Source organism: Prochlorococcus marinus XMU1405, assembly GCF_017696275.1.
GTDB classification, from domain to species: domain Bacteria; phylum Cyanobacteriota; class Cyanobacteriia; order PCC-6307; family Cyanobiaceae; genus Prochlorococcus_A; species Prochlorococcus_A marinus_AB.
This window is the reverse complement of sequence record NZ_JAAORF010000002.1, coordinates 1-24,756: the sequence shown is the minus strand read 5'-3', so window position 1 is coordinate 24,756 and position 24,756 is coordinate 1. Positions and strand designations below refer to the sequence as shown.

General features: G+C 31.3%; 25 protein-coding genes. 13 read left to right on the top strand and 12 right to left on the bottom strand.

From position 1 onward, the window contains the following. Nucleotides 1–59 precede the first annotated feature (59 nt). Nucleotides 60–1,277 carry a (E)-4-hydroxy-3-methylbut-2-enyl-diphosphate synthase gene (ispG, locus tag HA148_RS03530; protein ID WP_209130291.1) on the bottom strand — a complete coding sequence of 406 codons (1,218 nt, stop codon included), beginning with the start codon at nucleotides 1,275–1,277 and terminating at the stop codon, nucleotides 60–62. A 35-nt stretch (nucleotides 1,278–1,312) separates the two neighbouring features. Continuing rightward, on the bottom strand, nucleotides 1,313–1,816 hold the full coding sequence (locus HA148_RS03525) for a uracil-DNA glycosylase (protein WP_209130289.1): 504 nt from the start codon (nucleotides 1,814–1,816) through the stop codon (nucleotides 1,313–1,315). 161 nt (nucleotides 1,817–1,977) lie between these two features. On the opposite strand from HA148_RS03525, the gene HA148_RS03520 reads away from it, so the two are divergent. Genes HA148_RS03520 through HA148_RS03500 form a run of 5 tightly spaced genes read left to right on the top strand, consistent with a single transcriptional unit; the run spans nucleotide 1,978 to nucleotide 6,999 of the window. Beyond that, nucleotides 1,978–3,156: a pyridoxal phosphate-dependent aminotransferase gene (locus tag HA148_RS03520; protein ID WP_209130286.1), complete on the top strand. Its 1,179-nt coding sequence runs from the start codon at nucleotides 1,978–1,980 to the stop codon at nucleotides 3,154–3,156. 12 nt (nucleotides 3,157–3,168) lie between these two features. After that, on the top strand, nucleotides 3,169–4,062 hold the full coding sequence (locus HA148_RS03515) for a putative selenate ABC transporter substrate-binding protein (protein WP_209130284.1): 894 nt from the start codon (nucleotides 3,169–3,171) through the stop codon (nucleotides 4,060–4,062). Further along, nucleotides 4,059–4,799, top strand: a complete 741-nt coding sequence (locus HA148_RS03510; protein WP_209130282.1) for an ATP-binding cassette domain-containing protein — start codon at nucleotides 4,059–4,061, stop codon at nucleotides 4,797–4,799. The genes HA148_RS03515 and HA148_RS03510 overlap by 4 nt, the downstream gene beginning before the upstream one ends. 4 nt (nucleotides 4,800–4,803) lie before the next feature. After that, nucleotides 4,804–6,306, top strand: a complete 1,503-nt coding sequence (locus HA148_RS03505; RefSeq protein WP_245152004.1) for a PhnE/PtxC family ABC transporter permease — start codon at nucleotides 4,804–4,806, stop codon at nucleotides 6,304–6,306. A gap of 48 nt (nucleotides 6,307–6,354) precedes the next feature. After that, entirely contained in the window at nucleotides 6,355–6,999 is a 645-nt protein-coding gene (locus tag HA148_RS03500) for a GDSL-type esterase/lipase family protein (protein WP_079317603.1), read from the top strand. A gap of 16 nt (nucleotides 7,000–7,015) precedes the next feature. Here HA148_RS03500 and HA148_RS03495 read toward each other — a convergent pair whose 3' ends face one another. Genes HA148_RS03495 through HA148_RS03485 form a run of 3 tightly spaced genes read right to left on the bottom strand, consistent with a single transcriptional unit; the run spans nucleotide 7,016 to nucleotide 8,990 of the window. After that, entirely contained in the window at nucleotides 7,016–7,759 is a 744-nt protein-coding gene (locus tag HA148_RS03495) for a TIGR00297 family protein (protein ID WP_209130279.1), read from the bottom strand. Nucleotides 7,760–7,765: 6 nt separating this feature from the next. Then, nucleotides 7,766–8,539, bottom strand: coding sequence for a 16S rRNA (uracil(1498)-N(3))-methyltransferase (locus tag HA148_RS03490; protein WP_209130277.1), 774 nt, complete (start codon nucleotides 8,537–8,539; stop codon nucleotides 7,766–7,768). Between the two features lie 7 nt (nucleotides 8,540–8,546). Further along, nucleotides 8,547–8,990 carry a DUF3531 family protein gene (locus tag HA148_RS03485; RefSeq protein WP_209130275.1) on the bottom strand — a complete coding sequence of 148 codons (444 nt, stop codon included), beginning with the start codon at nucleotides 8,988–8,990 and terminating at the stop codon, nucleotides 8,547–8,549. An 83-nt stretch (nucleotides 8,991–9,073) separates the two neighbouring features. Here HA148_RS03485 and HA148_RS03480 point away from each other — a divergent pair, with 83 nt between their 5' ends. Further along, entirely contained in the window at nucleotides 9,074–9,721 is a 648-nt protein-coding gene (locus HA148_RS03480; RefSeq protein WP_209130273.1) for an ABC transporter ATP-binding protein, read from the top strand. Further along, nucleotides 9,711–10,619: an Hsp33 family molecular chaperone HslO gene (hslO, locus tag HA148_RS03475; protein WP_209130271.1), complete on the top strand. Its 909-nt coding sequence runs from the start codon at nucleotides 9,711–9,713 to the stop codon at nucleotides 10,617–10,619. Before HA148_RS03480 ends, hslO begins: the two co-directional genes overlap by 11 nt. Here hslO and HA148_RS03470 read toward each other — a convergent pair. Genes HA148_RS03470 through HA148_RS03460 form a run of 3 tightly spaced genes read right to left on the bottom strand, consistent with a single transcriptional unit; the run spans nucleotide 10,614 to nucleotide 13,701 of the window. Next, a complete protein-coding gene (locus HA148_RS03470; RefSeq protein ID WP_209130268.1) occupies nucleotides 10,614–11,288 on the bottom strand; it encodes a CPP1-like family protein in 675 nt (224 codons plus the stop codon). The two genes, hslO and HA148_RS03470, sit on opposite strands and share 6 nt — an antisense overlap. 51 nt (nucleotides 11,289–11,339) lie before the next feature. Beyond that, complete coding sequence (locus HA148_RS03465) at nucleotides 11,340–12,977, bottom strand: peptide chain release factor 3 (RefSeq protein ID WP_209130266.1); 1,638 nt, start codon at nucleotides 12,975–12,977, stop codon at nucleotides 11,340–11,342. 31 nt (nucleotides 12,978–13,008) lie between these two features. Next, entirely contained in the window at nucleotides 13,009–13,701 is a 693-nt protein-coding gene (locus tag HA148_RS03460) for a class I SAM-dependent methyltransferase (protein WP_209130264.1), read from the bottom strand. 134 nt (nucleotides 13,702–13,835) lie between these two features. Here HA148_RS03460 and nrdJ point away from each other — a divergent pair, with 134 nt between their 5' ends. Continuing rightward, nucleotides 13,836–16,169: a ribonucleoside-triphosphate reductase, adenosylcobalamin-dependent gene (gene nrdJ, locus HA148_RS03455; RefSeq protein WP_209130262.1), complete on the top strand. Its 2,334-nt coding sequence runs from the start codon at nucleotides 13,836–13,838 to the stop codon at nucleotides 16,167–16,169. Nucleotides 16,170–16,257: 88 nt separating this feature from the next. After that, nucleotides 16,258–16,515, top strand: a complete 258-nt coding sequence (locus HA148_RS03450) for an RNA recognition motif-containing protein (RefSeq protein ID WP_209130260.1) — start codon at nucleotides 16,258–16,260, stop codon at nucleotides 16,513–16,515. A 5-nt stretch (nucleotides 16,516–16,520) separates the two neighbouring features. Here HA148_RS03450 and HA148_RS03445 read toward each other — a convergent pair whose 3' ends face one another. Beyond that, nucleotides 16,521–16,715 (bottom strand): hypothetical protein, encoded by a 195-nt coding sequence (locus tag HA148_RS03445; protein WP_011818162.1) that lies wholly within the window; start codon nucleotides 16,713–16,715, stop codon nucleotides 16,521–16,523. Between the two features lie 305 nt (nucleotides 16,716–17,020). Here HA148_RS03445 and HA148_RS03440 point away from each other — a divergent pair, with 305 nt between their 5' ends. The 3 genes from HA148_RS03440 (at nucleotide 17,021) to HA148_RS03430 (ending at nucleotide 17,707) form a co-directional block, all read left to right on the top strand. Then, nucleotides 17,021–17,122, top strand: a complete 102-nt coding sequence (locus HA148_RS03440; RefSeq protein WP_011862700.1) for a DUF4278 domain-containing protein — start codon at nucleotides 17,021–17,023, stop codon at nucleotides 17,120–17,122. Nucleotides 17,123–17,253: 131 nt separating this feature from the next. After that, on the top strand, nucleotides 17,254–17,403 hold the full coding sequence (locus tag HA148_RS03435) for a hypothetical protein (RefSeq protein WP_179850896.1): 150 nt from the start codon (nucleotides 17,254–17,256) through the stop codon (nucleotides 17,401–17,403). Nucleotides 17,404–17,479: 76 nt separating this feature from the next. Further along, nucleotides 17,480–17,707: a DUF6447 family protein gene (locus HA148_RS03430; protein WP_209130258.1), complete on the top strand. Its 228-nt coding sequence runs from the start codon at nucleotides 17,480–17,482 to the stop codon at nucleotides 17,705–17,707. A gap of 11 nt (nucleotides 17,708–17,718) precedes the next feature. Here the strand turns inward: HA148_RS03430 and HA148_RS03425 are convergent, their stop codons facing one another. The 3 genes from HA148_RS03425 to HA148_RS03415 are packed head-to-tail and all read right to left on the bottom strand — an operon-like array spanning nucleotide 17,719 to nucleotide 22,351. Next, entirely contained in the window at nucleotides 17,719–18,717 is a 999-nt protein-coding gene (locus HA148_RS03425; protein ID WP_209130256.1) for an HlyD family efflux transporter periplasmic adaptor subunit, read from the bottom strand. Continuing rightward, nucleotides 18,717–21,629, bottom strand: coding sequence for an ABC transporter transmembrane domain-containing protein (locus HA148_RS03420; protein WP_209130254.1), 2,913 nt, complete (start codon nucleotides 21,627–21,629; stop codon nucleotides 18,717–18,719). The genes HA148_RS03425 and HA148_RS03420 overlap by 1 nt, the downstream gene beginning before the upstream one ends. Before the next feature lie 2 nt (nucleotides 21,630–21,631). Further along, nucleotides 21,632–22,351, bottom strand: a complete 720-nt coding sequence (locus tag HA148_RS03415; RefSeq protein ID WP_209130252.1) for a peptidylprolyl isomerase — start codon at nucleotides 22,349–22,351, stop codon at nucleotides 21,632–21,634. A 302-nt stretch (nucleotides 22,352–22,653) separates the two neighbouring features. On the opposite strand from HA148_RS03415, the gene HA148_RS03410 reads away from it, so the two are divergent. Continuing rightward, nucleotides 22,654–24,756, top strand: a 2,103-nt coding sequence (locus tag HA148_RS03410; RefSeq protein WP_209130250.1) for a lectin-like protein, incomplete at its 3' end; no start/stop codon positions are given.

Sequence of the window (24,756 nt, the reverse complement as noted above, 5' to 3'; positions counted from 1 at the left end):
CGATATTTTTTATTATAAAAAGAATTTATTTATAATTCAAAAATTTGACAAATCCTTAATTAAGGATCAATCCACTTCCCATCATCCTTAATAAGTTGGATTAAAGCATTAACACCCTCATCTTCAGGTACTCTTTTTATCTCTTCTTTCCTTCTATATAAGGCAATAGTTCCTTTACCTTTCCCAACATAGCCATAATCAGCATCTGCCATTTCTCCTGGCCCATTAACAATACATCCCATTATCGCTATATCTAGACCCGTTAAATGTGAAGTGGCGTTCCTAACTTTATCTACGACTTCTTCTAGATTGAAAAGTGTTCTACCACAACTAGGGCAACTGATGTATTCAACCATTGTTTTTCTTAATCCTAAAGATTGCAAAATTGAATAGCACACTGGTATTTCCTTTTCTGGAGCTTCTGTTAAGGAAACCCTTATGGTATCTCCTAATCCCTCTGCTAAAAGCGTTCCAATTCCAGCAGTACTTTTAATCCTTCCATAATCACCATCACCAGCTTCGGTCACTCCCAAATGTAAGGGATAGTTATATCCTTCCGAGTCAAGCCTATCTGCAATCATTCTGTAAGCTGCCATCATGACCGGAGCCCTAGAAGCTTTCATAGAAATAATTATGTTATGGAAATCAAGCTCATCACAAATTTTGACGAACTCCATCGCAGATTCTGTCATTCCTAATGGCGTATCTCCATAAGTAAAAAGCATCCTCTCAGATAGAGACCCATGATTAACTCCAATCCTTAGAGCTTTGTTTTCAGCCTTTAAAACTTCAACTAAAGGGGTAAATCTTTTAAGTATTGTTTGCTTAATAGTTTCAAATTCCTCATCTGTATATTCAGTTCTTGTAGGGTCTGATTTTTCAAAAACAAACAATCCAGGATTAATTCTTACTTTATCAACATGTTTTGCAACTTCCATTGCAATTTTCATACCATTATGGTGAACATCAGCCACCAAGGGGGTATTGATATTATTTTCTAGTAATTTTGCCTTTATATCTCCTACTGCTTTGGCATGTGCTAAGGAAGGGACAGTTAACCTTACTATTTCACAACCCACATTATGAAGTCTTTTGATAGCTAAGTAAGCATTTTCGACATCCATAGTATCTTCATTTATCATCGATTGAACTCTTACTGGATAATCACTTCCAATAGCTATATCACCCACCATTACTGTTCTAGTTATCCTTCTCTCAATATGAGTTGAATATCTTTTGGAGAGACTATTAACCTCTTTAGATTGAGTTAATGACATTAAAATTCTTGATATTCAAAAAGGATTTCACTAAATTATACGGCATATAGTTTACCACTTACATTCTCTAGGTCTTTCAAAGTTAGATGGTAAGGTTTATTGATTTCTTTTGAAGGAAATCTCAACAAATAAGATGGATGAAAAATTACCATAATTTCTCTCCCATCTTTTTTAATCCATTGACCTCTTAAATTACTTATAGGATCTTTAACTTCTAAAATAGCTCTCATAGCAGTAGAACCAGTAAGTAATATAAATTTTGGATCGACTAACTTTATTTGCTGTAATAACCAAGGTTTATGAATATTAATTTCTCTAGCAGTGGGTTTTCTATTATTTGGTGGACGACATTTAATTACATTACAAAAATAAACATCCTGCTTATAGTCAATCCCTGCTTTTATTAATAATTGGTTTAATAACTTACCAGATTTACCTACATAAGGTTTTCCTTCTAAATCTTCCTGGGCTCCAGGAGCCTCACCAATTACTAACAAATCTGCAAATACACTTCCTCTCCCAATTACTAACCTTTTCACCGAAAATAAAACTTTAAATATTTTTATCTTAAGAACTCAAAACATGAAAATAAAATAGATTAAGAAAATGAACTAAATTAAACCATAGTGTGATAGTTTTATTTATTCTTAATTTATGCATTTGTCATTATTAAAAGTCATATTTGAAAAGTCATAAGTCAATGAGTCAAGTTAATTTATCTGATCGGGCACTTTCAATTGAGCCTTCTCTTACATTGCAGATAAGTGCTAAAGCAAATCAATTATCTGCAGAAGGAGTAGATATTTGCAATTTAAGTGCAGGTGAACCTGATTTTGATGCCCCAAAAGAAGTTATAGAGGCTACAAGTAAAGCTATATTTGATGGATTTACAAAGTACGGGCCCGCAGCGGGGAATTTAGATCTCCGAAAAGCAATTGCAAATAAACTTCAAATTCAAAACGATTTAAATTATGAATTTGAAAATGTAATGGTCACAAATGGTGCTAAGCAAGCAATATATAATCTTTTCCAAGTATTGTTAAATACTGGAGACGAAGTTATTATCCCTTCTCCACATTGGTTAAGTTATCCCCAGATGGTTAGATTGGCGGGTGGGAAGCCAATTTTTACAAATTCTTCTGCAGAAGATGGATTCAAAATAAATATAGAAGATTTGAAGTCTAAAATCTCTTCAAAAACTAAATTTATAATTATCAATTCTCCTAATAACCCTACTGGAAGAGTTATGTCAAAGGAAGAATTATTACAAATTGCCGATTTAGCTAGAGAAAATCCAAATATCAATATTCTTTCTGATGAGATTTACGAACTAATCCTTAAAAAAGAATTTAAACACTACAGTTTATCTTCATTAGCAAATGACTTAAAAGATAGAATTTTTATAATAAATGGGTTTGCGAAAGGATGGGCTATGACTGGCTGGAGGATAGGTTATTTAGTAGGTCCCAAAGATGTAATCAAAGCATCCTCAGCATTACAAAGTCAAAGTACAAGTAATGTTTGCTCTTTTGTTCAAAAAGGTGCTTTAGAGGCTTTAAAAATTAATAATGAGTTTTTCTCAATGATAAATAGCCATTATGATCAAAGAAGAAGACTTCTCTATGAGGGCCTTAATAATATAAATGGGATTTATATTGAAGAACCTAACGGAGCATTTTACGCATTTCCAAAATTACCCAACTCCTCAATTACTTCTGTTGATTTCTGCAATAAAGCTCTTCAAGATTACGGATTAGTTGTTGTACCTGGAAAAGCTTTTGGAGCTGATCAATGTATAAGAATATCTTGTGCAGCTTCAGAGATTAAAATAACAGATGGACTACAAAGGCTTGAAAAAGCAATCTCTGAATACTATTAATTTAAATAAGTTATGTTTAATTTAAAGAATTTCCTACTAAGTTCATCTCTATTATTTTCTGTTTTTTCATCACCTGTATTTTCAAATCCCAAAGTTTTAAAAGTTGGAGCAATACCTGATCAAAACCAAGATGTTTTGGACAAAAGATTTAATTTATTTTCAAAAGAATTATCCAAACAACTTGATGTAGAAGTTAAATACATTCCTGTTATTAATTATGTTGCAGCAGTAACTGGATTTAGAACTAAAGATTTAGATTTAGTTTGGTTTGGCGGTTTATCAGGAGTTCAAGCAAGATTACAAACACCTAATTCAATTGTCTTAGCTCAAAGAGATATCGATAAGGAATTTAAAAGTGTTTTTATAGTAAACAAAAATTTAGAACTTAACTCAATTTCAAACATTAAAGGACTTAAAAAACTAAAGAATTTAAGATTTACTTTTGGCTCTGAAAACTCAACTTCTGGAAGATTAATGCCAGAATATTTTTTAAATCAAGCAGGGGTAGAAATTAAACATTTTAAAGGAAAAAAAGCAGGTTTTAGTGGGAGTCATGATGCCACTATAGCTTTAGTTAATAGTGGGGCATTTGATGCAGGAGCTTTAAATAAACAGGTTTGGGAAAACAATCTTAAAAATAATCCCAAAAGAACAAGTAATTTAGAATTATTCTGGATCACCCCAGAATATGTTGACTATCATTGGATAGCTCAAGGGGATCTTGAAAATAGATTCGGGGAAGGGTTTACAAAAAAACTTAAATCAGTAATTCTAAATTTAGACATAAAGCAAAAATCACATAAACAGATATTAGATATGTTCAATGCAAAAAGATTTACAAAGGCAGAAGCAAAACAATATAAAAATATAGAGGAAATCGGGAGGAAATTAAATAAAATTAGATGAATAATACTGTCTTAGAATTAGAAAATATATCTTATAAATACAAAAATGATCTGATCCTAAATAAAATAAATTTAAAAATAAATTCTGGGGAAAAAATTGCACTTTTAGGTAAAAGCGGTTCAGGAAAAACTACACTTATATCAGTACTTAATGGCACTATAAAGCCAACTCAAGGTGAGGTTAAATTATTCAATGAAAGTTTCGAGGAATTAGATAGAAAGCAGAAAAGTAAAATAACAACTATATGGCAAGATTTAAGATTAATAGAAGATCTCTCTGCAGAACAAAATGTTAATTGTGGACTACTAGCGGAAAACAGTTTTTATTTCGCTTTTAAAAATTTACTAAATATAAGTTCTTTTAAGAAGGCGCATAAATATATGAAATTATGTAGGCTTCATAACTCTATTTACGACAAAAAAATCAGAAAACTATCTGGGGGGCAAAAACAAAGGGTGGCTATAGCTAGATCATTAATTCAAGAATCAAATATATTACTTGCAGATGAGCCTTTTAATAATCTAGATCCCAAATTGATAACAATAATTAAAAACCTAATGCTAGAAAGTGTCGATAAAAATAATACAAAAAAATCCCCAAAGACGGCATTAGTTGCATTACATAGATTAGATTTGCTGAACGATTTCGATAAAGTTATTGGAATAAGGGATGGTAAAATTTTTTTCAATATCAAAAGAAATAACTTAAAGAAGATTCATTTAGAGAAAATATATTAATTAGTTGAACAAATTAAAATTAAACTATACCTCATTATCTTTTCTTCCAATTTTGGTATGCATCCCTCTAGGGTATCAATTAATAAACAATATTCATTTTGGAGGATTTAAATTATTCCAAGAATTCTTAATTTCTGCATTTAATCCCAAGATCGATAATGAAATTTTTATTACCGTAATTAAGCGATTAAATGAAACTATTTTTATTGGTTTTTTTAGTTGGTTAGTAAGTATTATTTTTGGAGCAATTTTTGGAATAATTTCCTCAAATATTTTTTATAAAATCTTTAATATTCCAAATTTTTTCTACCGCATAATAAGGTTTTTTCTAACAATAATTAGATCTATCCACGAAGTGGTTTGGGGAATAATATTAATGCAAATATATGGAATAAATTTTTCGATAGGAATAATAGCTATATGTATACCTTATATTGCTGTAAATTCAAAAGTTTTTGCTGAACAATTAGAAACTATTGACTACAAAAGTTTTGAATCTATAAATCAAATAAATGCACCTAAATTTTCTTCTTTACTAACTTTAATATGGAATCCAATAATAAATACATTTAAAAACTTTGGTTTATATCGATTAGAGTGCTCAATAAGAAGTACTGTGATTTTAGGAATTTTTGGTATTGGAGGAATAGGTACCAGTATTTTTTTATCTTTCCAAACTTTGAATTTTAGAGAGTTATGGACTTATTTATGGTCCTTAGCAATTTTGATTATTCTTTCTGGATTAATATTCAAAAAAATAAAATTAAATACCACAAATAAAATCCTATCTATTTTTTTTATTGCAGTTTTTTTCATAACAATTTTATTTTCTTTTTCATATTTTCTTTATTTTATTTTTAATAATAATTTTGAAAATTTTAATTACGTTAGTTCTCTTTTTAAATCAAGCTCAGATTTAGGATTATTTGATTTCTTAAAACTTACATTAGAAACAATAATTTTAAGTCTTTTATCAACAGGAATCGCAATTAGTTTACCTCCATTAGTAATAGGAATTTTTAACAACAATAGTTCTAAAATTTTTATAAAAATTTTTGCATTTTTATTACGTTTAATACCTACACCTGTAATACTTCTAACTCTATTAACTTTTAATAATCCTTCTTTATCTTTAGCAGCTTTAACATTAGGTCTCCACAACGCTGGTATTACTAGCAAATTACTTTTTACAAATCTAGATAGCCAAGACAAGAGAAATTATATTGCAATGAAATCTCTAGGAATATCAAAAAAGACTAGTTGGCTTTTAGGTTTATTTTCTCAACAAGCAAAAAGTTACTTAGCATATTGCGCTTATAGATCTGACATCATTATTAGGGAAACTGCAATTGTTGGGGTTATTGGAAGTGTTGGTCTAGGTTGGCAATTGCAAGAATCACTAAGTTCCTTCGCATGGCAAGAAGTAACCATAGTTTTGATAGCTTATAGCTCCATCGCAATAGTTGGAGAATTAATAAATGGTAAAATCAAAAATAGTTTAACTTGATTTGTAAGAATAATTTGTTAAATCAAGTAATTATTTTTTTCGGTGATAGTGATTAGTTTACCAAAACAGCTTGTTGTAATTGGAGATAGCTCAGTTTATGGATGGGGAGATAATGAGGGTGGTGGATGGTGTGAGAGGCTTAGAAAAGATTGGGGTAATAACCAAAATGGGCCAGTTATTTATCAACTTGGCGTTAGGGGAGATGGGATAGAAAAAGTTTCATCTAGATGGGAAAAAGAATGGTCATCTAGAGGAGAAACGAGAAGAAATAAACCTAAAGCAATCCTACTAAATGTAGGTCTTAACGACACTGCAGCAATTGGTCAGATAAATGGAAGACATCAATTAGATATAGATGGATTTGAATATGGATTAGAGAGGCTAATTAATGAAATGAACTCTCAAACAAATTTATTTGTTATTGGTTTGACACCAGTTGACGAAAGCAAAATGCCGTTCGCAGGATGTCTATGGTACTCAAATGATTTTTGTAATTCTTATGAAAGGAGAATGGAGGAAGTATGCCTCAATCAGAATGTCCCATTTCTTCCTACTTTTAGAGAAATGTACTCTGATAAAAGGAGTAAAAATTGGATTACGCATGATGGAATTCATCTAAATTCCGAAGGTCATTTCTGGCTTTTCCAAAGACTTAAAAGCTGGGAGATTCTTACAAAATGGAAGGGATCTTAGGTCTTTCCAAAAATTATTAATTTAAAAAATATGAATATAAAATAAGAGCAAAGATAGCAAAAACAGAAGCAATACTTGTCTGAATAGCATTTACCAATTCATTACTTAATTTATATTTGTTTTGAAATTTAGCACCAATAATACTTTCCGAAAGTGTTGCCAAGAATCCAGAAACTACAACTACTATAAAATGATATTTTGTAGAAATAATTGATAGACGAAGCATTATAAAAGACATAAATATTGATCCCAGAACACTAGCTAATGTTCCTTCTATACTTATTCCTCCCTCAGTTCCCCTATCCACCTTTTTAAGTGAAGTAATTAAGTATGTGTCTTTACCAAATCTTTTTCCAATTTCGCTACCAAAAGTATCCGCCAACTTTGCAGCAAAACTTGCAGCAAAACCTACTTTAAACATCACTACATTGGCAGCATTAAATTTGGTCATGATGGCAAGAAATAATCCTGTAGCTGCTGAGCCCCATACATTCTCAGGACCTCTCCTCCCGCCTCTTTTTTCAGCAATTCCTTGTGCTTTTTTAAATTTAAAACCTATTTTGGTAACGAGGGATCCAAATAATAAATAAATTACAACTGACATCCATCCCTGCCAAGACAAACATCCCCACAAAATTGTGCCTAAGATGCCTGCACTTACCCAACCACTTTTCGTCATCAAAGGAATCCTGCAAAATATATAAATCAAAATAAAATTAATGCAAAAACCTATAAAAAATTGATTTCTAATTAAATCCATATTTATCTAATTCTTTAATTTCAAATCAATTCTCCACTGATTTAGAATTGATGATGCGTTAATACTAGCTGTCGAAGTTCTTAAGATAGTGTCGGAAAGTTTAACAAAGGTAATATTTTTTCTATTAAAAAAATCAATTTCTTTAGAGGACCAACCTCCTTCAGGACCAATTACATTCCAAAAAATACCTCCTTTCTTATTTCCAAATTCTTTTTGTTTTCTTAACCATTGATTTAAGTCATATAGTGTTTCTTCTCTAGTTATAGAAATTGAAACTCTTTCTTGATTATCTCTACTTTTTAGCCATTCAAAAATATCAATTCCATTTAAAATAGATGGTTTCCATAATCTCTCACTTTGCTCAACCGCTTCTTTGATAATTAAATTCCATCTCAAAAGTTTTCTAGAAAAATTTAAATTTTTGTTGACCTGTCTTTCTGAAAATAATGGCTGTATAAAATCAATTCCTATTTCAGTACACATTTTTAAAATATCCTCAAACCCACTTTTTGGTATAACAACAGCTATACCTAATAAGAAAATTTCTTGTTCTTGAAATAAGTAAGGTTTTTTTAATTGAATTATTTCTAAACAATCATTTTTAACTTTTATAGCTTTCCATAATGAACCCTCTCCGTTACCAATAAATATTTCTTTACCATTTTTTATCCTCATTACTTTATTTAAATAATGAGCCTCTTCTTTAGAAAGTTCTAAGTTTTTGTTCTTAATATTTTCAATTCTCTCATGGGAAATAATTAATCTTGTTAAGTCTTCCATAAAACACTTAATCTTTGAAAACTAAATCTTCATGTTCTTCAATTGCCCAATCATTATTTTCACCCCCAATTATTAACTCTTCAATTTTTACATAATTATTTGATATCTCATTCAAAGAATTAATTAATATATCTATTGAAATGGAGTCTGAAGTTCCAAAATCAACCCAACATCTTCCCCACAGGTTTTGATATTCCATAATTCCTAAATTATGCATTAAGGCTGGAAGAGATTCATTTTTTTGTTCATTATCGTAGGGCATCCAACTTAGATCGGAACCCTCTTCATGAGTTTGCAAATTTTCAGAATTAAATCCACCTAACCTTCCTAAAACGTACCAACTATCAAAAACACCATCTAAATAATTTTTTTCATCTTGAGTTGGTGATTCTGAAAACCTGATCCATATCCAGCAATTAAAAGGATCAACTTCCCTAAAAATAATATTCATATAGACTAATATCTTTTTAGATCTACAGCTATTATAAGTAAGTTATTACTAGATTCAAATTCATACCTATAACTTAATTAATAATGCTTGATTTAAAAGAAATATCTTATCAACCCCAAACTGGTGAAAGAAAAATAATTGACAATTTAAATTTAAAAGTTCATGAAAATGAAATCATTTTAATTTGCGGCAATAGTGGTTCTGGGAAAACAACACTACTCGAAATAATAAGCGGATTAACAAATCCACAAAAAGGAAAAATTACTTGGAAGAATAAAATTTTGTCTTCTAGACAAAGAAGATGGTTTTGTGGAGTAGTATTCCAATTTCCTGAAAGGTACTTTATAGGTACAACCATTGGGAAAGAATTAAAAATAGGCCATAAATCTTTAAGAGAAAAAAATATAGAAATAGTTTTAAATAAAGTTGGTTTGAAAAAAATTAATCTGACTCAACCACCAGAACAGCTAAGTGGCGGACAACAAAGGCGGTTAGCTGTGGCAGTTCAACTACTTAGAAACCCCTCAATTCTTTTACTTGATGAACCAACTGCTGGATTAGACTATTTAATGAGAAAGGATGTGAAGAATTTAATTCTTGATTTAAAAAATAAAAATACAATTATTATTGTTACTCATGAACCTGCCTTATTTGAGGGAATTCCTTCTAGGATATTATTCTTGGAAAAAGGGAAAATCAAAAATTTCATGAAAGAAAATCATGCAGGATAGGATAGTTCGGGCTACTGCAGCCAATGGAGGAATAAGATTAGTTGCGGTCTTAACAACAGAATCTTCTTTAGAAGCAAAAAAAAGACACGGCCTTTCTTATTTAACCACCTGTATCTTAGGGAGAGCATTTAGTGCTTCACTGCTTTTAGCAAGCTCAATGAAGATAATGCATGGGAGAGTTACTTTAAGAGTTAGATCTGACGGGCCTTTAAAAGGATTACTAGTTGATGCAGGTAGAGATGGAAAAGTTAGGGGTTATGTAGGGAATCCTAATTTAGAATTAGACCTAGTCAAAATAGGCAACAATAAATATTCTTTTGATTTTACAAAAGCATTAGGTACAGGATATTTAAATGTAATTAGAGATAGTGGATTTGGAGAACCCTTTACAAGCACTGTTGAATTAGTAAATGGAAACATTGCTGAAGACTTAGCTTCATATTTATATCATTCAGAGCAAACTCCCTCTGCTGTATTTATTGGAGAAAAAATTCAAAATAAAAGTGTTATTTGTAGTGGTGGTTTATTAGCTCAAGTTCTACCTAAAAAAGATACTGACCCTTTACTTGTATCACTACTTGAAGAAAGGTGTAAAGAAATTAATTCCTTCAGCGAAGACCTTTTTAAGTCAAAAGATAATCTTCTTTCGTTAATTAGAAATATATTTCCCGATATTGACGATAAATCAATCTCTGAAAAAGCTCGTTCCCAAGAAGTTAGTTTTAAATGCAAGTGTTCCAAACAAAGAAGTTTAAATGCGATGAAAATGCTTGATAAGAGAGAGTTGGATGACATCCTCAAGGAAGATGGCAAAGCAGAGTTGATTTGTGAATTTTGTAAGAATAAATATCTTATAAATTATGAGGAAATTAAATCGATGATAGAAAATCAATCATAAAAAAATTACGCCTAGCCATAAAATAATCATGGCTGGAATACTTTGAATTTTTTGTATTGATAAGGAGTTGTTTGATACTTCCTGAATGAAAGAATTATTTTCAAGTAATCCGCCAAATATTAATCCTATCGAGAGAAAGGTGACACTCCAACCCAGAGAACCTATAAATCTTTTGCCCGATTTAATTTGAGTATAGGTAAGTATTAATGTTGAGATAGAGAGTAAAAGTCTATTATTAGAGTCTGGACTGATACATAACAAAATTAAAAACAATAACCCAACAGATATTTTTATTGAAAGATTATCAAAGGAGGGGGTGGTTATTTTTGGAAGACTATACTGGCTGGAGTTCTTAGAATTATTATTTAAATTTTTTATCTTAGAAAGCAGTGGGAAATTATTATTGGTAAATTGATTAATTTGTTTTTCTTTTTTTGAGGCACTCACAGCTTCATAGCTTACATTCCCTGATTGCCTGGCTTTCAAACTCCCCATGAGTAATTGATCAAAGGAAGATTCTATTTTCGCTTTTAAAATTAAATCTTCACCAGCCTCTTTAACTTTAATATCTCTAGCCTTCTGAATATCCTCAAAAGCAGCACCTTGTTTTACACCTAAAATTTCATAAGGTGATTTTTCGTTATTGTTTTTACTACTGTTTGAATCCAAAATTTTTTACCAATACTAACAGATTAACTAATTTTATAATCCATTAAGACTTTATAAAACAATTGGTTCGACTCCACTAACAACGGGAGCAACTTTGTTTAAATTTAATTGATTATTATCTTCAACAAATTGATTTAGATTCCACTCATTTTTGAAAAGAATAACTGGCCTATTCCAACAATCTTTAACTATTTTACAATTAAATATTCTGCTTAGTTTTTCAATGGCTGGCCATCCATCAGAAATCCATCTAGCTAATTGATATGGCATTGCTTCAAGATTTGAATCTACACCATATTCACTTTTTAATCTGTGAGTTACTACCTCCAACTGCAATTGACCAACAGCTGCGAGTATGGGGTCTCTTTTGCTCTCATCAAAGTCATAAAGAATCTGAACAGCCCCTTCTTCTCGAAGTTCATTGACACCCTTTCTAAAGTTTTTAAATGCTGAGGGATTTGGGTTTCTTAGCCAGCTGAATATTTCAGGACTAAAGGATGGTATACCTTCATACTCCAGATGAGTACCAGTATAAAGAGTATCTCCAATAGAAAACATTCCTGGATTATTCAAGCCAATAACATCTCCAGGATAGGCATCATCAACCACTTCTCTGTCTTGCCCAAATATTTTTTGAGGTCTTGATAATCTGATTGTTTTCCCAGTTCTGGAATGTTTAACTGACATGTCCTTTTCAAATTTTCCGCTACAAACTCTTATAAAAGCAACCCTATCTCTATGCTTTGGATCCATATTTGCCTGAAGCTTAAAAACAAACCCACTAAATTCATCGCTTGCAGGTTCAATATCCCCTTTATTACTATTTCTTGAAGTTGGTTTTTGTGCCATTTTTAAAAAACTATCTAAAAATGGTCTTACACCAAAATTAGTCATAGCAGATCCAAAGAAAACTGGGGTTAAAGAGCCATTAAAAACTTTTTCTTTTTCAAATTTAGATCCTGCCTCATCAAGAACCTCCAATTCTTCAAGTGAGTTTTCGAGTAAATCTCGCTCTACATATTTTGATAGCTCTTTATCTTCAAGACTTAATCTTTTCTCATTCGATTGTTTCCCTCTCACGGCTTTATCAAATAAAATCACCTCTCTCGAAAATCTATCGATAACCCCTCTAAATTCCTCTCCACTCCCAATTGGCCAATTAATCGGTAAAGTGTTTAATCCAAGTTCTGATTCAATTTCATCAAGTAAAGAAAATGGCTCTCTTCCTGGTCTATCCATTTTATTTATAAAAGTAAATATTGGTATTTTTCGCATCTTGCAAACTTCAAACAATTTTCTAGTTTGAGGTTCTAGTCCTTTAGCCGCATCTTCCAACATAACTGCATTATCAGCAGCAGCTAATGTTCTATAAGTATCTTCGGAGAAATCTTGGTGTCCTGGTGTATCTAAAAGATTGATTACTGATTTTTCATATTTAAATTGCAATACAGTTGATGTAATAGAAATACCTCTTTGTTTCTCAAGTTCCATCCAATCTGAGGTTGCTTTTCTCTGATTACCTCTAGCCTTTACTGCTCCTGCCTGTTGAATGGCACCTCCATATAAAAGAAGCTTCTCAGTAAGAGTTGTTTTACCGGCATCTGGATGTGAAATAATTGCAAAATTTCTTCTTTTATTTACCGCTTCCAGTATGTCTTTATTATTTAGAATTTTAGTACTTGAGCTCATTTATACAATATAAGGTGCTATCACTTAATTCTTAAACATTACCATAGACTATTAAATAATTATCACCTTCTTCAAACACATCTAAAGAGGATAGATCATTCTCTAAAGTGAAATTTTTTAACTCGTTAAAAGTATAAGAAGCTCTTAAAGATGCATAATAATCATTTGTTAAAATCTCATTATATTTTTTTGAACATTTTGCTTTGAGTTCTAAAGCAGACTTTTCATCTAATGGCCTTTTTAAGTCCTTGTGAAAATTTACAGTGATATTGCTAGACAAAATTCTTATGGTGTTGAAGAAATCTTCAAGATTGGTAATGTGGTGAATCAAACTGTTGCTTACAAGCAAACTAATTTTTTTAAAAGTGAAATTATTTGATTTTATGTCTTTAATATCAGCACAAACATAGCGTAAATTTTTTAATATTTTCTGTTTAGAAGAAATATTTTTATTATATTCTGCTCTCAAAATCATCTCTTTAGAACCATCTATTCCAACCACTTCAGTATTAGGCCATCTTATTGCTAACTTCTCAGAAATATTTCCTGGACCGCATCCTAAGTCAACTATTAAATCTTTTTCACCTAAAGAAATATTTTTTCTCAAAAGATAATGATTTATTTGATTAATTAGATTAAATTCACCTTCTGAAAAATCAGCTTCGTCATAAGAAATGACCTGCTCTTTTTCTTCCATTAATTCAGGTTCAGGGATTCTTTCCATATCCTTTCTTGAAACAAAGATTTCATATTAAACATAATTCTACACAAACCGTTAAATAGTGGTAAGAATGGTTGCAGACGCCACAGGTAGAGTTATTCTTCCAGTACGGGTTATTTACATACGTTTTTTTTATCGTGACTGTTGCACCAAATAAAGCTCCTTCAGAGAGCAATTCTAATAATCTTAAAAAAGATGATTTTCCAAAGAATGCGCCAGCTGCTTATCCTGTTTTTTTCAGATCTTACAGTAGGAAAACTACCTCTGGCAAAAGGGAGAACTGGAGTGAAGTAGGTGAAAGAAATTTATCGGGATTAAAAGAACTAGGGAAACTTTCTGATGAAGAATTAACCCTAATGAGAGAGATGCAAGGCAACCAAAAAGCCCAACCTTCAGGGAGATGGCTATGGATTGGAGGAACTCCTTGGATTAATAAAAACCAAAATTACTCTGGGGCATACAACTGTACATCAACAAATTTAATTGATTGGGAAGCCTTCGCTTTAATGATGGACTTAGCAATGATGGGATGTGGAACAGGTGCAATAATTGAGCCTCATTTTATAAAAAATCTACCTACTGTAATAAACAAAATAAATATTAAATCAGTTAGTGAAGTTGGAATAACTCCTAAAGATCAAAGAGATGAAAAATCATCATTAGAAATCAAAGGAAAAGATCTTCATATCAAAGTTGGAGACAGCAGAAGAGGCTGGGTAGATAGTTATAAATATCTTCTTGAGGCATCAAGTAACGAAAGTCTTGAAAGAGAAATTGATGTTTACATTAATTTGGAAGATATTAGACCTGCAGGAGAATCATTAAAAGGTTTTGGTGGCATGGCAAATCCCATCAAATTGAAAGATCTATACTCTAGAGTCGCATCACTTCTTGGTAAGGCAATTGGCAGGAAATTAAGTACAGTAGAATGTTGTTTACTAATTGATGAAGCTGCAGTAACCATAGTTGCCGGGAATATAAGAAGAAGTGCTGGAATGAGACAATTTGCTTCAGATGATAAGGAGGCAGCATCGGCAAAAGAAAATTTATGGAGTCAAGATGAGAATGGCAATTGGAGAATAGATCCTGAAAAAGATGCTCTCAGGATGGCTAATCATACTAGGGTTTACCATACGAAGCCCACTTACCAAACTATTTTGGATGCTGTAATAAAACAATTCCATTCAGGTGAGGGGGCTATTCAATTTGCTCCTGAAGCAATCGCAAGGTCAAATGCAGATATTCTCAATAATGATGAATTAAGAAAGGAATTTATTGAAATCTATTCAGAGCAAGGTAAGGATGAAGCGAGAAATTGGATAAATAGTAGTTATGGTCCTTTTTCAGAAGAAGAGTTAGACCACAGGATGAGCCGATATGGACTTAACCCTTGTGGGGAGATCTTGGGAAATGATTTTCATTGCAATTTGGCTGAAGTTCATTTAAATCAGATTGATCCAGGAAATTTTGAAGAGCAAAAAAAAGCTTTTAAAGCAGCCGCTCTTTCTGTAGCATGCTTACTTAATCATGAATTTGAAGTTGAGCGTTACAGAAAAAGTAGGGAATATGATCCTATCGTAGGAGTAAGTTTCACTGGATTATTTGATTTTTGTGTCCATGCCTTTGGGACGCCATGGTTGAAATGGTGGGAAGCAGGAAGGCCAAATAGCGAAGAAGGGAAGGCCTTCAAAGAAAAGGAAGCTAAATTCTTGGATTCTTGGAGAAAAATAGTAAAAGAAACTGTATGGGAATATTGTGATAAGCATAATCTAAGGAGACCAAATAGATGCACAACAGTTCAACCAGCTGGAACTAAAAGTCTTCTTACTGGAGCAGCTCCAGGTTGGCATCCTCCAAAGGCTCAAAGATTCATAAGAAGAATAACTTTCAGGAAAAATGACCCAATCGCTTTAGCCTGCATGGATTATGGTTACTCAGTTGTTCCATCTCAATCTGATAAAGATGAAAATGGTTGCTTGCTCGATAATCCATTTGATCCAAGATGTACAGAATGGTTAGTTGAAATCCCTACAGAAGTTAGTTGGGCAAATATAGACGGCGCAGACCAAATAGACATCAATAATTTCTCAGCATTAGCTCAATTTGATTTTTACATGCAAGTGCAGAAATTTTACACAGAGCATAATACCTCTGCAACCGTAGAATTTAGAGAAAATGAAATCGAGGATTTAGCAAAAGCTATTCATAATGCAATAGAAAATAATGAAGGATATATTTCTGCGGCATTACTAGCTAGATTTAGTGCTAACGCTACTTTCCCGAGATTACCCTTTGAACCAATAAGTAAAGAGGAATATATATCATTACAAAATAAAGTAATAGAAAGGAAAGTAAATAACGATTTCTTTGACGCTCTTAATAAATATGATGTTGGAGAACTATCTGAAGCAGGACCAGCAGGTTGTGATTCAGATAAGTGCTTGCTTCCTCTTGCTAAACCAAAAGATTAAATTTTGAATAATTTGTAAATAAAAGATATAAATTAGTTTTTAAAAATTTAATTTATGGCTACCTCTTAAATAGGGACATAAATTATTTATGACATTAAGCTTAAATATTGGGAACTTGTTTAATGATTCCTCCAGTCATGCATTGGTTGATGAGCTAAGAAAAAGAATATCAGAAGAGGATATCTTAGATTTTGAGGAGAAATTTAACTCCAAAAACGAAAAAAATCTACATGTATATATATGTAGATTTCTAAAAAATAGATCAATATCAAGAGGGGTAGCCTCTAGATGGTTAATAACCATAATTGAAAACAAAGAATCTAAAATTGATGCTTTGCAAAAATAAAATATTTAGGTCAGCCCTGATAGTTTCCATAGAGCAATTCCAAAAATTGAGAATCCCATAATAAAAGTAAAAGCCAAAGCATTTACCAATTGGACCTTATCATTCATTCTGTTTGCGAATGGTAATAATTGAGCAAATAATGGAGTCTCTTCAACTATTGCAGATTTTTTTACTGTAGGTTTTTTGCTTCTAGAAAACATAAAACAAATTTTATAATCTTAAGAATTTTACATTTAAAAGTTCATTAAATAAAAAATACTTCTCAAAAACGAACAAAATGTAACCTGTGACAAATTAAGCCGGGATTATGATAAATATTTTTATAAGAAACCTAATCTATCATTAATATATTAAGTTTATTTATTAAAAACCTAGACAAATAATTTTAATGGATGTTAATATAAATTTGTAGCAACCGCTACCAAAACGTTCAACTTGCGTATAGCAAGCCGCAAATCGACTTAAGCCATGGAACGGGGACTTAAGCGAAACCGGAGCTAAAAAAATGACTCTAATTTACAGAGGACAAAAGTACGTCCAGAACAAAGAAGCAGCTAAAAAGCAGCACAATGAACTAACTTATAGAGGAAAAGCTTACACAAGCTAGTTTATTTAACCATTAAAAAAAGCCACTTTCAGTGGCTTTTTTATTATCCATTCTTAGACTAAACAATAACTTAATACTTCTCACAAGCATTAAAATAATATGATTCAATTTCATTTATAGATTAGATAACAATGGCAGACCAAAAACCTTTATTTAAAGCACCATATGACATAAAAGATGTTAGTGCTCTTTTCGCCATAGTTGCCTTCGTTTTAATAATCGCTGCCATAGTTGGTAACAACTTATTTGGTTTATTCCAAGAAAATGTAAATTTCGGATAATTGAATTAAAAAAATAGTATTGAACTAAGTGTTTAAATATGTTTTATTAAGATAAAGTAAATGTACAAAAAGACTAATGGCTGATCAAGAAAACGAATCTCCAAAATACATTACCATTGACGAAAAAAAATATAATTTAGATACATTGAGCGATGAGATTAAAAATGATCTAACAGGATTAAGAATCTGTGAATCACAATTAAGGCTGCATCAAGATACCCTTAAGCTTCTTACAATTTCTCGTCAGGCAATAACAAATCAATTAAAAAATAAATTAAAAGATGTTGAACCTTTTGAACTTTAGATAAATAATAATTATCTACTTCCCTCTGTCTTTATACCTCTTAGACTATCCCAAGAATTTGCTATTACATCGGTAAGAAGAGTGATCAAAGGTTTTTCTCTAACTATAAAGTTTACAGATACAGTTTGACCTGATTTTAAAAGATACTTTTTTTCATCCTTTATCAAATATTGATTAGATAAAGAAACATATCCGGGAAATCTTATTTGATTATTTAATTGATCTGGGTCTAATGATTCTTCGCTAATGAATCTTAAGTTCCCTTTGACAGAGCCAAATTGAGTAAACGGATAGGCATCAACCCTTATTTCTGCATCCATATTTGTTTTTATAAATCCAACATCTGGATTATTAAATGTTACTTTAGCTTCAAGTGGACCATTTGGAACTACTTCTAATAAAGTTTCTCCTGCAGAACCAGCATAACCAGGACTAAATGTTATTAAATTAAAAATTTTTCCATTTAAAGGTGACTTTAATAAAGAATTATCTAGTTGATAATTAATTTCTTTTAATTCTTCATTTATCTGATTTTCTCTGGAAATTAATTCTTCTATCTTATTTTTTTGTTTTATGTATTCAAAATAAGAAACAGCTCCTTCATCAATGACACTTTCAATTCTCTTTAGCAGTTCCTTTTCATTTGAAATTATATCTCTTAGTGATTTGCTTTCAACATTTAATTTGTTTCTTCTCGATTCAAAAATATCAGTATCTAACTTTATTAATACTTGGTTTTTTATCACTTCCTCTCCTTCGTTTATTAAGATTTCATCTACCTTTGCAGAAAAGGGCATTTTAATAGGTCTTAGTGAACCATATGGTTGTAATTCTCCTCTTGTTGTAACGACTTCATCAATTCTGGCAAAACATGCAAAAATAAAACTTAATCCAAATGACCCAATAATTGTCCATGTAAGAGTCACACCCCAAAAAGTTGAGGATTTATAACGCATCTCTTGAGGACTAAAATCAATTCTTTTTTTTAAAAGTTTTTTAAACTTAATCATCAAATTTCAACCTCTTGTTGTTTATAAAGAGTTGCATAACGTCCATTAAGTTTGATTAACTCACTATGATCACCCTCTTCAACTATTGTTCCATCATCAAGCACAAAAATATTATTTGCATTTCGAAGGTTTGATAACCTATGACTTATAAATAAAATAGTTGTATCTTTAAAGTTTTGAAGAAGATTTTTTAATAATCTTTTTTCAGTGTCAACATCAAGTGCACTTGTCGCTTCATCTAAAATTAAAAGCTTAGGTTTTGTAAGTATTACTCTTGCTATAGCAATCCTTTGTCTTTGACCTCCAGATAATCCAGTCCCTCTTTCTCCAACATAATTTGCATAACCTGACGGGAATTTTTCAATAAATTCATGAGCACATGCAATCTTTGAAGCACAGATTACTTCTTCATAAGAGACTTCAGGTTTTGTTAGAGAAATATTATCTTGAATAGTCCCATCGAAAAGAATACTATCTTGAGGAACTACTCCTATTTGATTTCTTAAAGAGTAAAGATCAACTTTAGAAACATCATGACTATCAATTTTTATAAACCCAGAATTAGGCTCATATAATCTTGTTAAAAGTTTCAAAACTGTACTTTTACCTGAGCCACTACTTCCAACAAATCCGATGAAAGAATTTTTTTTAATTTTTAAGTTAATATTTAAAAGTTGATAAGGTCCATTAGAACCGAATCTGAAGTTTACATTTTCATAGACAATATCACCATTAATTGGAGGCATCGGAGGCAAATTATCGCCCATTATTTCTATCTCCTCTGGATGGTCTACGATATCAGATAACCTTTCCAAAGATATTGAAGTCTCCTGAAAGCTCTGCCACAAGCTTGCCAACCTAAGAAGGGGACTAGTAACGTAACTAGAAATAATCCTGAATGCAATAAGTTGTCCAAGTGTAAGTTTCCCTTGAAGAACCATTGCAGCACCTGCCCAAATTATTATTAAGCCAGATAATTGTTGAAGAAAATTACTTGCAGAGCTAGCTGCTGTATTCGTAATTGTGTTTCTAAAACCCTCTTTAACCTGCATAGAATACATTTTTTCCCATTTCCACTCACTTGATAGTTCCATATTTTGAGCTTTGATAGTTTCAATACCGCTCAAACTTTCAACCATATGACTATTAACCTTTGCACTAGCTTCTGCTTTTTTTCTAAGCTGATCTCTCAAAACAGGAGAAATAAATATTGTTAATGCAACAAAGATAGGGAGGACTCCAAGTGCCCAGATTGTTAATTGGACAGAATATGATAATAAAACCGCAATATATATTACTGAAAAAATTGAATCTAATAATACCGAAAGAGCAGTTCCAGTTAAAAAACTCCTTATCTTCTCAAGTTCTCCAACTCTCCCGCTTACTTCACCTACTGACCTTTTAGCAAAGTAATCTAAAGGCAATCTTAATAAATGACTTATTATCGATGAACCAAGAGAGATATCTATTCTATTTGTAGTATCTGAAAAAAGATAAGTTCTTAAAGAACCTAATATAGCTTGTCCAAATGCTAAAAAAATCAATAAACCTCCAAGGATATTGAGACTAGAAAAATTGCCTTGAGAAATTACGGCATCAATTATTTGTTGAATTAAAAGGGGATTAAGAAGTGCCAAAAGCTGAACAAAGAAACTGGCAATAACTACCTGAATCAGAGAAATCTTATGTTTTTTAATAGATGGCCAAAACCAACCTAATCCAAATTTATTTTTTGGGGATCTTCGAGTTCTCTCGGCATATAAAATTTTTATTCCATCTTTAAATGAACTACTTAAATCATCCGTCTCCATATATGATTGTCCTGAATTAGGATCACCTATTAAAAGCTGATCGTTCACTATTTCCCAAATAATTAAAGGCTTTTGATTTTTTATAAAAATGGAAGGAGTTGGGATTCTAAGAATCTGGTCTTTATCCTCTGGATTAAGAAATATTGTCTTTAAACCAATTAAGTTTATTACTGCCGCCAACAAATCTAATGAGAATTGAGATTCCTCTAGTTGATTTTTGAGGATTTTTTTTAAAAAATCTTTTTTAAAAGGAATTTCATAAAAGCGACATATCATTCTTAATAAAGCCAATAATTCCTCAATTTTTCCTTCTCCACGACAATCAGGGAAAATATCTGTTTTAGGATTGGAACCATAAATATCTTGAAGTGCTTCTATTTGTAATCTCTTATCAGAGATTTGATCCTTAACAAAAGTTTCAGAAATTTTTATTTTTTTACTTTCAGGCAAATCAAAAGTGAGAGGGATTAATCTTGCTGGAAGCTTTCCTTTTATTACTAAATTCTTTGGTTCTTGAACAATTTGTCCAATTTTATAATCTCTCAAATTACAACTACTTACAAGATATTTACCCTTCATTCCACCATCTAAACTTGACTCAGGATAAATGTTTATTATTTTTTTTTGATATTTAACTTTATCTAAATAATTTTGAAATTGTTTATATTCCATTTCAGTAAATTTAGAATCTTTTTTAAGAGAATAAAAAATTTCCTGTGTGCTAACTGTTGAAAAATATTCCAAAAATTTAGGATTTTTTATAGCAAAATTTATGAAGGCCTCCGCCTCTAATAAAGTGCCTTCAACATTAGATGAAGCAGTAAGGGCTATTGAGTTCTCTCCCCTTAATAAATGCTCTGAACCTACAAATTCTCCTTTATTATAAATTTTGGTGGTAAAAGGCTTCTCATTTTCATCAAAGCTAATTTCTCTTATCCTGCCTTTTTTAACTAATAAAACACCACATGGTAACGATCCAATATCTGTAAATTTCTTTCCTATTGGAATCTTTATTAGTTTGATATTTTTACTAAAAGATAATTTGTCTTTATCAAAATTTATTAGTAAATCTTCCCAACTACTGTATAAATTATTTTTCATTTCTATTTAAGTTGATTATTTTTATTAATTAAATTAATTTCTTCGACAGAAAAAGATGTTTCTTTCTTAAGAAATTGCTCTCCCATCTCATAGGTAAGATACAAAGCAATTTCTTCGTTTAATTCTGTATTAATAAGCTTATCCAATCTGACAATTATCCACCAATTATCAATTTTTTTTGGAGGCCATAATTGACATTCTTCACTTATTAATAATATCTTTGCTAGTACGGGATGGGTCTGCTTTAAAGTGACAGGACCTATTTTGCCTCCAGATTTTGCTTCAGGTCCCTCAGAGTATCTACTAGATAGATCACTAAATTCTTCTTCTTCTTCATTAATTCTCATAAATAACTCGAATGCCAAATCCTCATCTTTAACTCTTATGAGTGAATATGTAACTCGATCTAATAAAGGCTTTCTTTTTAAATAATAACTAGGTAATTCATTATCAAATTTTTCTCTGCACCACCTTCTCCATTTATAATCTCTCAAAACAAATTTCTTCCACTGTTCATTATTAAAACCCTTATCTTTCATCCAAATTTGTAAAAGATCATTTGATTTTATACCATAATTAATTAGCCATTTTTCTACTATTGGTTCCATTTTGAAATCACTGGGAATTTGTATATCCTTTATATTTTGATCAATAATTTCCTCTCTATATACCTGTTTTAAAAGGCCCCAACTTAATAACTTTTGTTTAGAAATCTCATTCATTTCTTATCTTATTTAAGACTATAAAATTTCATTCGATTACGATTATTCTTTATTTTAAGTTAAATAGTAAATATACACAAATTCACAAAAATTACATAGGAAAAATTAATTTAATTTATGTATTTTTTTCGTAAAAAATATAAATTATTAGCAGAAAATAAACCTATCAAAATAGGTAATTTACAAATTGTTACATATTTAATAAAATATGTCCTCGTAATCAAAAATTAGCCTTGAAAAATTATAAAATTGATTAGATTGTTTGAAAATTTATTCCCTTCTAGATCCTTATAAATATAGTCATGAATAACTTTCACGACTACGTTGATAATTGGCATACTTTCCTAAGTAAAATTGCTAAAAATGGGAAATTTAAAGCTGCAATTTTTTCTGCTATTTCTGAAAACGAATCAAATAAATATATCAATAATTTAAACAGGCAATTAGAACAACTATCCTATGAGTTGCTTCCAGAGATAAAACTCCTTAATTCAGACTCACAAGTTCAAACTGCAGCATACTCATCTTCTAAAGAAACTATTTATGTAAGTGAAAATTGGATAGAAGAAACAAGCCAATATAATTTTTTTGAAGTTATTACGGAAGAATTAGGTCATCATATTGATTCTAAAGTTAATTCTAAAGATACCTCTGGAGATGAAGGTTATTTATTTTCAGCAAAAATCCTTGAAAAAGATTTAAGCAGTGACTTATTGAAAGAGGTTCTTTCCGAAAACGACTATAAAATTATCACTATTGACGGTGAGGAGCAATTAATTGAACAAAATTCATCGAACTTATTAACCGTAGCCAAAAATTCATTAAGTGATGGATTAATTAATACGCCTTATACACTCAACAAATCAGATCTTATTACTGGAGTAAATAGTTCTGAACTCACTATTGAAAATCTAACAGTCAATAAAGGGACAATTTTCTACAACAATAATGCTACTTGGACATATACTCCCGAGGAAAATTGGTATGGAGATGTAGAGATTTCTTATGAAACTAATGATGGATCTCTTAATGGGAAAATTCTAGGAAAAAGCTTCTATTTTGAGCTTGGAAATTCAACATGGATGGAAGCTCAAAATAAAAGCGAAGACTATGGCGGTAATTTAGTTTCTATTAATAGTCAGATAGAGCAAGATTTTATTAATGAAGCTTTCGCATCTATAGATGACGGCGATCATGGAAAATGGATTGGATTTACTGATAAAGATCAAGAGGGTAATTGGATATGGACTGATGGTTCAAGCGTTGACTTTACAAACTGGAATCCAAGCGAACCTAGCAATGGAGGCTACAATAATCCAGAACATTATGGGATGATTTGGGCAAACTATGGAAATCAATTAAATAATATTTTCCCAGTCGGATCCTGGAATGACGTCAGCAATAATGGTGATGGGAATATTTCTGGAATTGCAGAAATTCCTTTCTTTAGATTTGAAGATTCAATTTATTTAAAACTTGGCCCCTCAACTTGGGATGAAGCACAAGCTGCAGCAAAAGAATTAGGGGGAAATTTAGTCTCGATTAATAGCCAAGAAGAGCAAGATTTTATTGTTAATACATTTTTGAGTCAGGATGATGGTGAGAATGGTAAATGGATTGGATTAAACGATAAAGACCAAGAAGGAAACTGGGTCTGGTCTGATGGTTCAAGCGTAGATTTTACAAGTTGGAACACTGGAGAACCGAATGACGAGCAAGATGATGGTCAATATGCTGCAGATAATGTTTTAATCTCGCAACAGAATACTCCATGGAGCACCAGTCATATCGGAAGTTGGAATGATCATACTAATGATATTAATATCTATGGGGGAACATATAAAGCTTCAGGAATAGTAGAAATAAAAACTGGCATTACTGAAATGACAGCTTCATTAAAAATTAACCCACTTGCGTTAGAGGATATAACGGCACCAACATTACAGTCCTTTGAACTATCCCAAAATAATTCAGTTGATATTTCTCAAGGAGATGGGAGTTTTTACTTTGACATAACTGTTTCTGAAGATTTAAGTGGGTTTGACTATGGGTATGTGGTTTGGGAAAGTCCCTCCGGAACTATAACGGTGGACCAATCTTTTGCAGTTGGTAGCTTGGAATATACACCTAATAGCGACTTTTCCTGGGAAGATCTTGAAGTAAAAATAGAACAATTCTCAGAGACTGGAACTTGGAACTTACGTGCTATTTACCTTAAGGATGAGATAGGTAACAGCTTAAGTTTAAATGAAGAAGATTTTCAAGAATTAGGTCTTAATGCTGATATTGAAGTTGTCGGTGGTCAGGAAGATACAACGGCACCAACATTACAGTCCTTTGAACTATCCCAAAATAATTCAGTTGATATTTCTCAAGGAGATGGGAGTTTTTACTTTGACATAACT

Coding starts and splice junctions, on each gene's coding strand:
- ispG (WP_209130291.1), bottom strand. CDS start 1,277: ATGTCATTAACTCAATCTAAAGAGGTTAATAGTCTCTCCAAAAGATAT.
- HA148_RS03520 (WP_209130286.1), top strand. CDS start 1,978: ATGAGTCAAGTTAATTTATCTGATCGGGCACTTTCAATTGAGCCTTCT.
- HA148_RS03515 (WP_209130284.1), top strand. CDS start 3,169: ATGTTTAATTTAAAGAATTTCCTACTAAGTTCATCTCTATTATTTTCT.
- HA148_RS03510 (WP_209130282.1), top strand. CDS start 4,059: ATGAATAATACTGTCTTAGAATTAGAAAATATATCTTATAAATACAAA.
- HA148_RS03495 (WP_209130279.1), bottom strand. CDS start 7,759: ATGGATTTAATTAGAAATCAATTTTTTATAGGTTTTTGCATTAATTTT.
- HA148_RS03490 (WP_209130277.1), bottom strand. CDS start 8,539: ATGGAAGACTTAACAAGATTAATTATTTCCCATGAGAGAATTGAAAAT.
- HA148_RS03485 (WP_209130275.1), bottom strand. CDS start 8,990: ATGAATATTATTTTTAGGGAAGTTGATCCTTTTAATTGCTGGATATGG.
- HA148_RS03480 (WP_209130273.1), top strand. CDS start 9,074: ATGCTTGATTTAAAAGAAATATCTTATCAACCCCAAACTGGTGAAAGA.
- hslO (WP_209130271.1), top strand. CDS start 9,711: ATGCAGGATAGGATAGTTCGGGCTACTGCAGCCAATGGAGGAATAAGA.
- HA148_RS03465 (WP_209130266.1), bottom strand. CDS start 12,977: ATGAGCTCAAGTACTAAAATTCTAAATAATAAAGACATACTGGAAGCG.
- HA148_RS03460 (WP_209130264.1), bottom strand. CDS start 13,701: ATGGAAAGAATCCCTGAACCTGAATTAATGGAAGAAAAAGAGCAGGTC.
- HA148_RS03450 (WP_209130260.1), top strand. CDS start 16,258: ATGACATTAAGCTTAAATATTGGGAACTTGTTTAATGATTCCTCCAGT.
- HA148_RS03445 (WP_011818162.1), bottom strand. CDS start 16,715: ATGTTTTCTAGAAGCAAAAAACCTACAGTAAAAAAATCTGCAATAGTT.
- HA148_RS03440 (WP_011862700.1), top strand. CDS start 17,021: ATGACTCTAATTTACAGAGGACAAAAGTACGTCCAGAACAAAGAAGCA.
- HA148_RS03435 (WP_179850896.1), top strand. CDS start 17,254: ATGGCAGACCAAAAACCTTTATTTAAAGCACCATATGACATAAAAGAT.
- HA148_RS03430 (WP_209130258.1), top strand. CDS start 17,480: ATGGCTGATCAAGAAAACGAATCTCCAAAATACATTACCATTGACGAA.
- HA148_RS03425 (WP_209130256.1), bottom strand. CDS start 18,717: ATGATTAAGTTTAAAAAACTTTTAAAAAAAAGAATTGATTTTAGTCCT.
- HA148_RS03420 (WP_209130254.1), bottom strand. CDS start 21,629: ATGAAAAATAATTTATACAGTAGTTGGGAAGATTTACTAATAAATTTT.
- HA148_RS03415 (WP_209130252.1), bottom strand. CDS start 22,351: ATGAATGAGATTTCTAAACAAAAGTTATTAAGTTGGGGCCTTTTAAAA.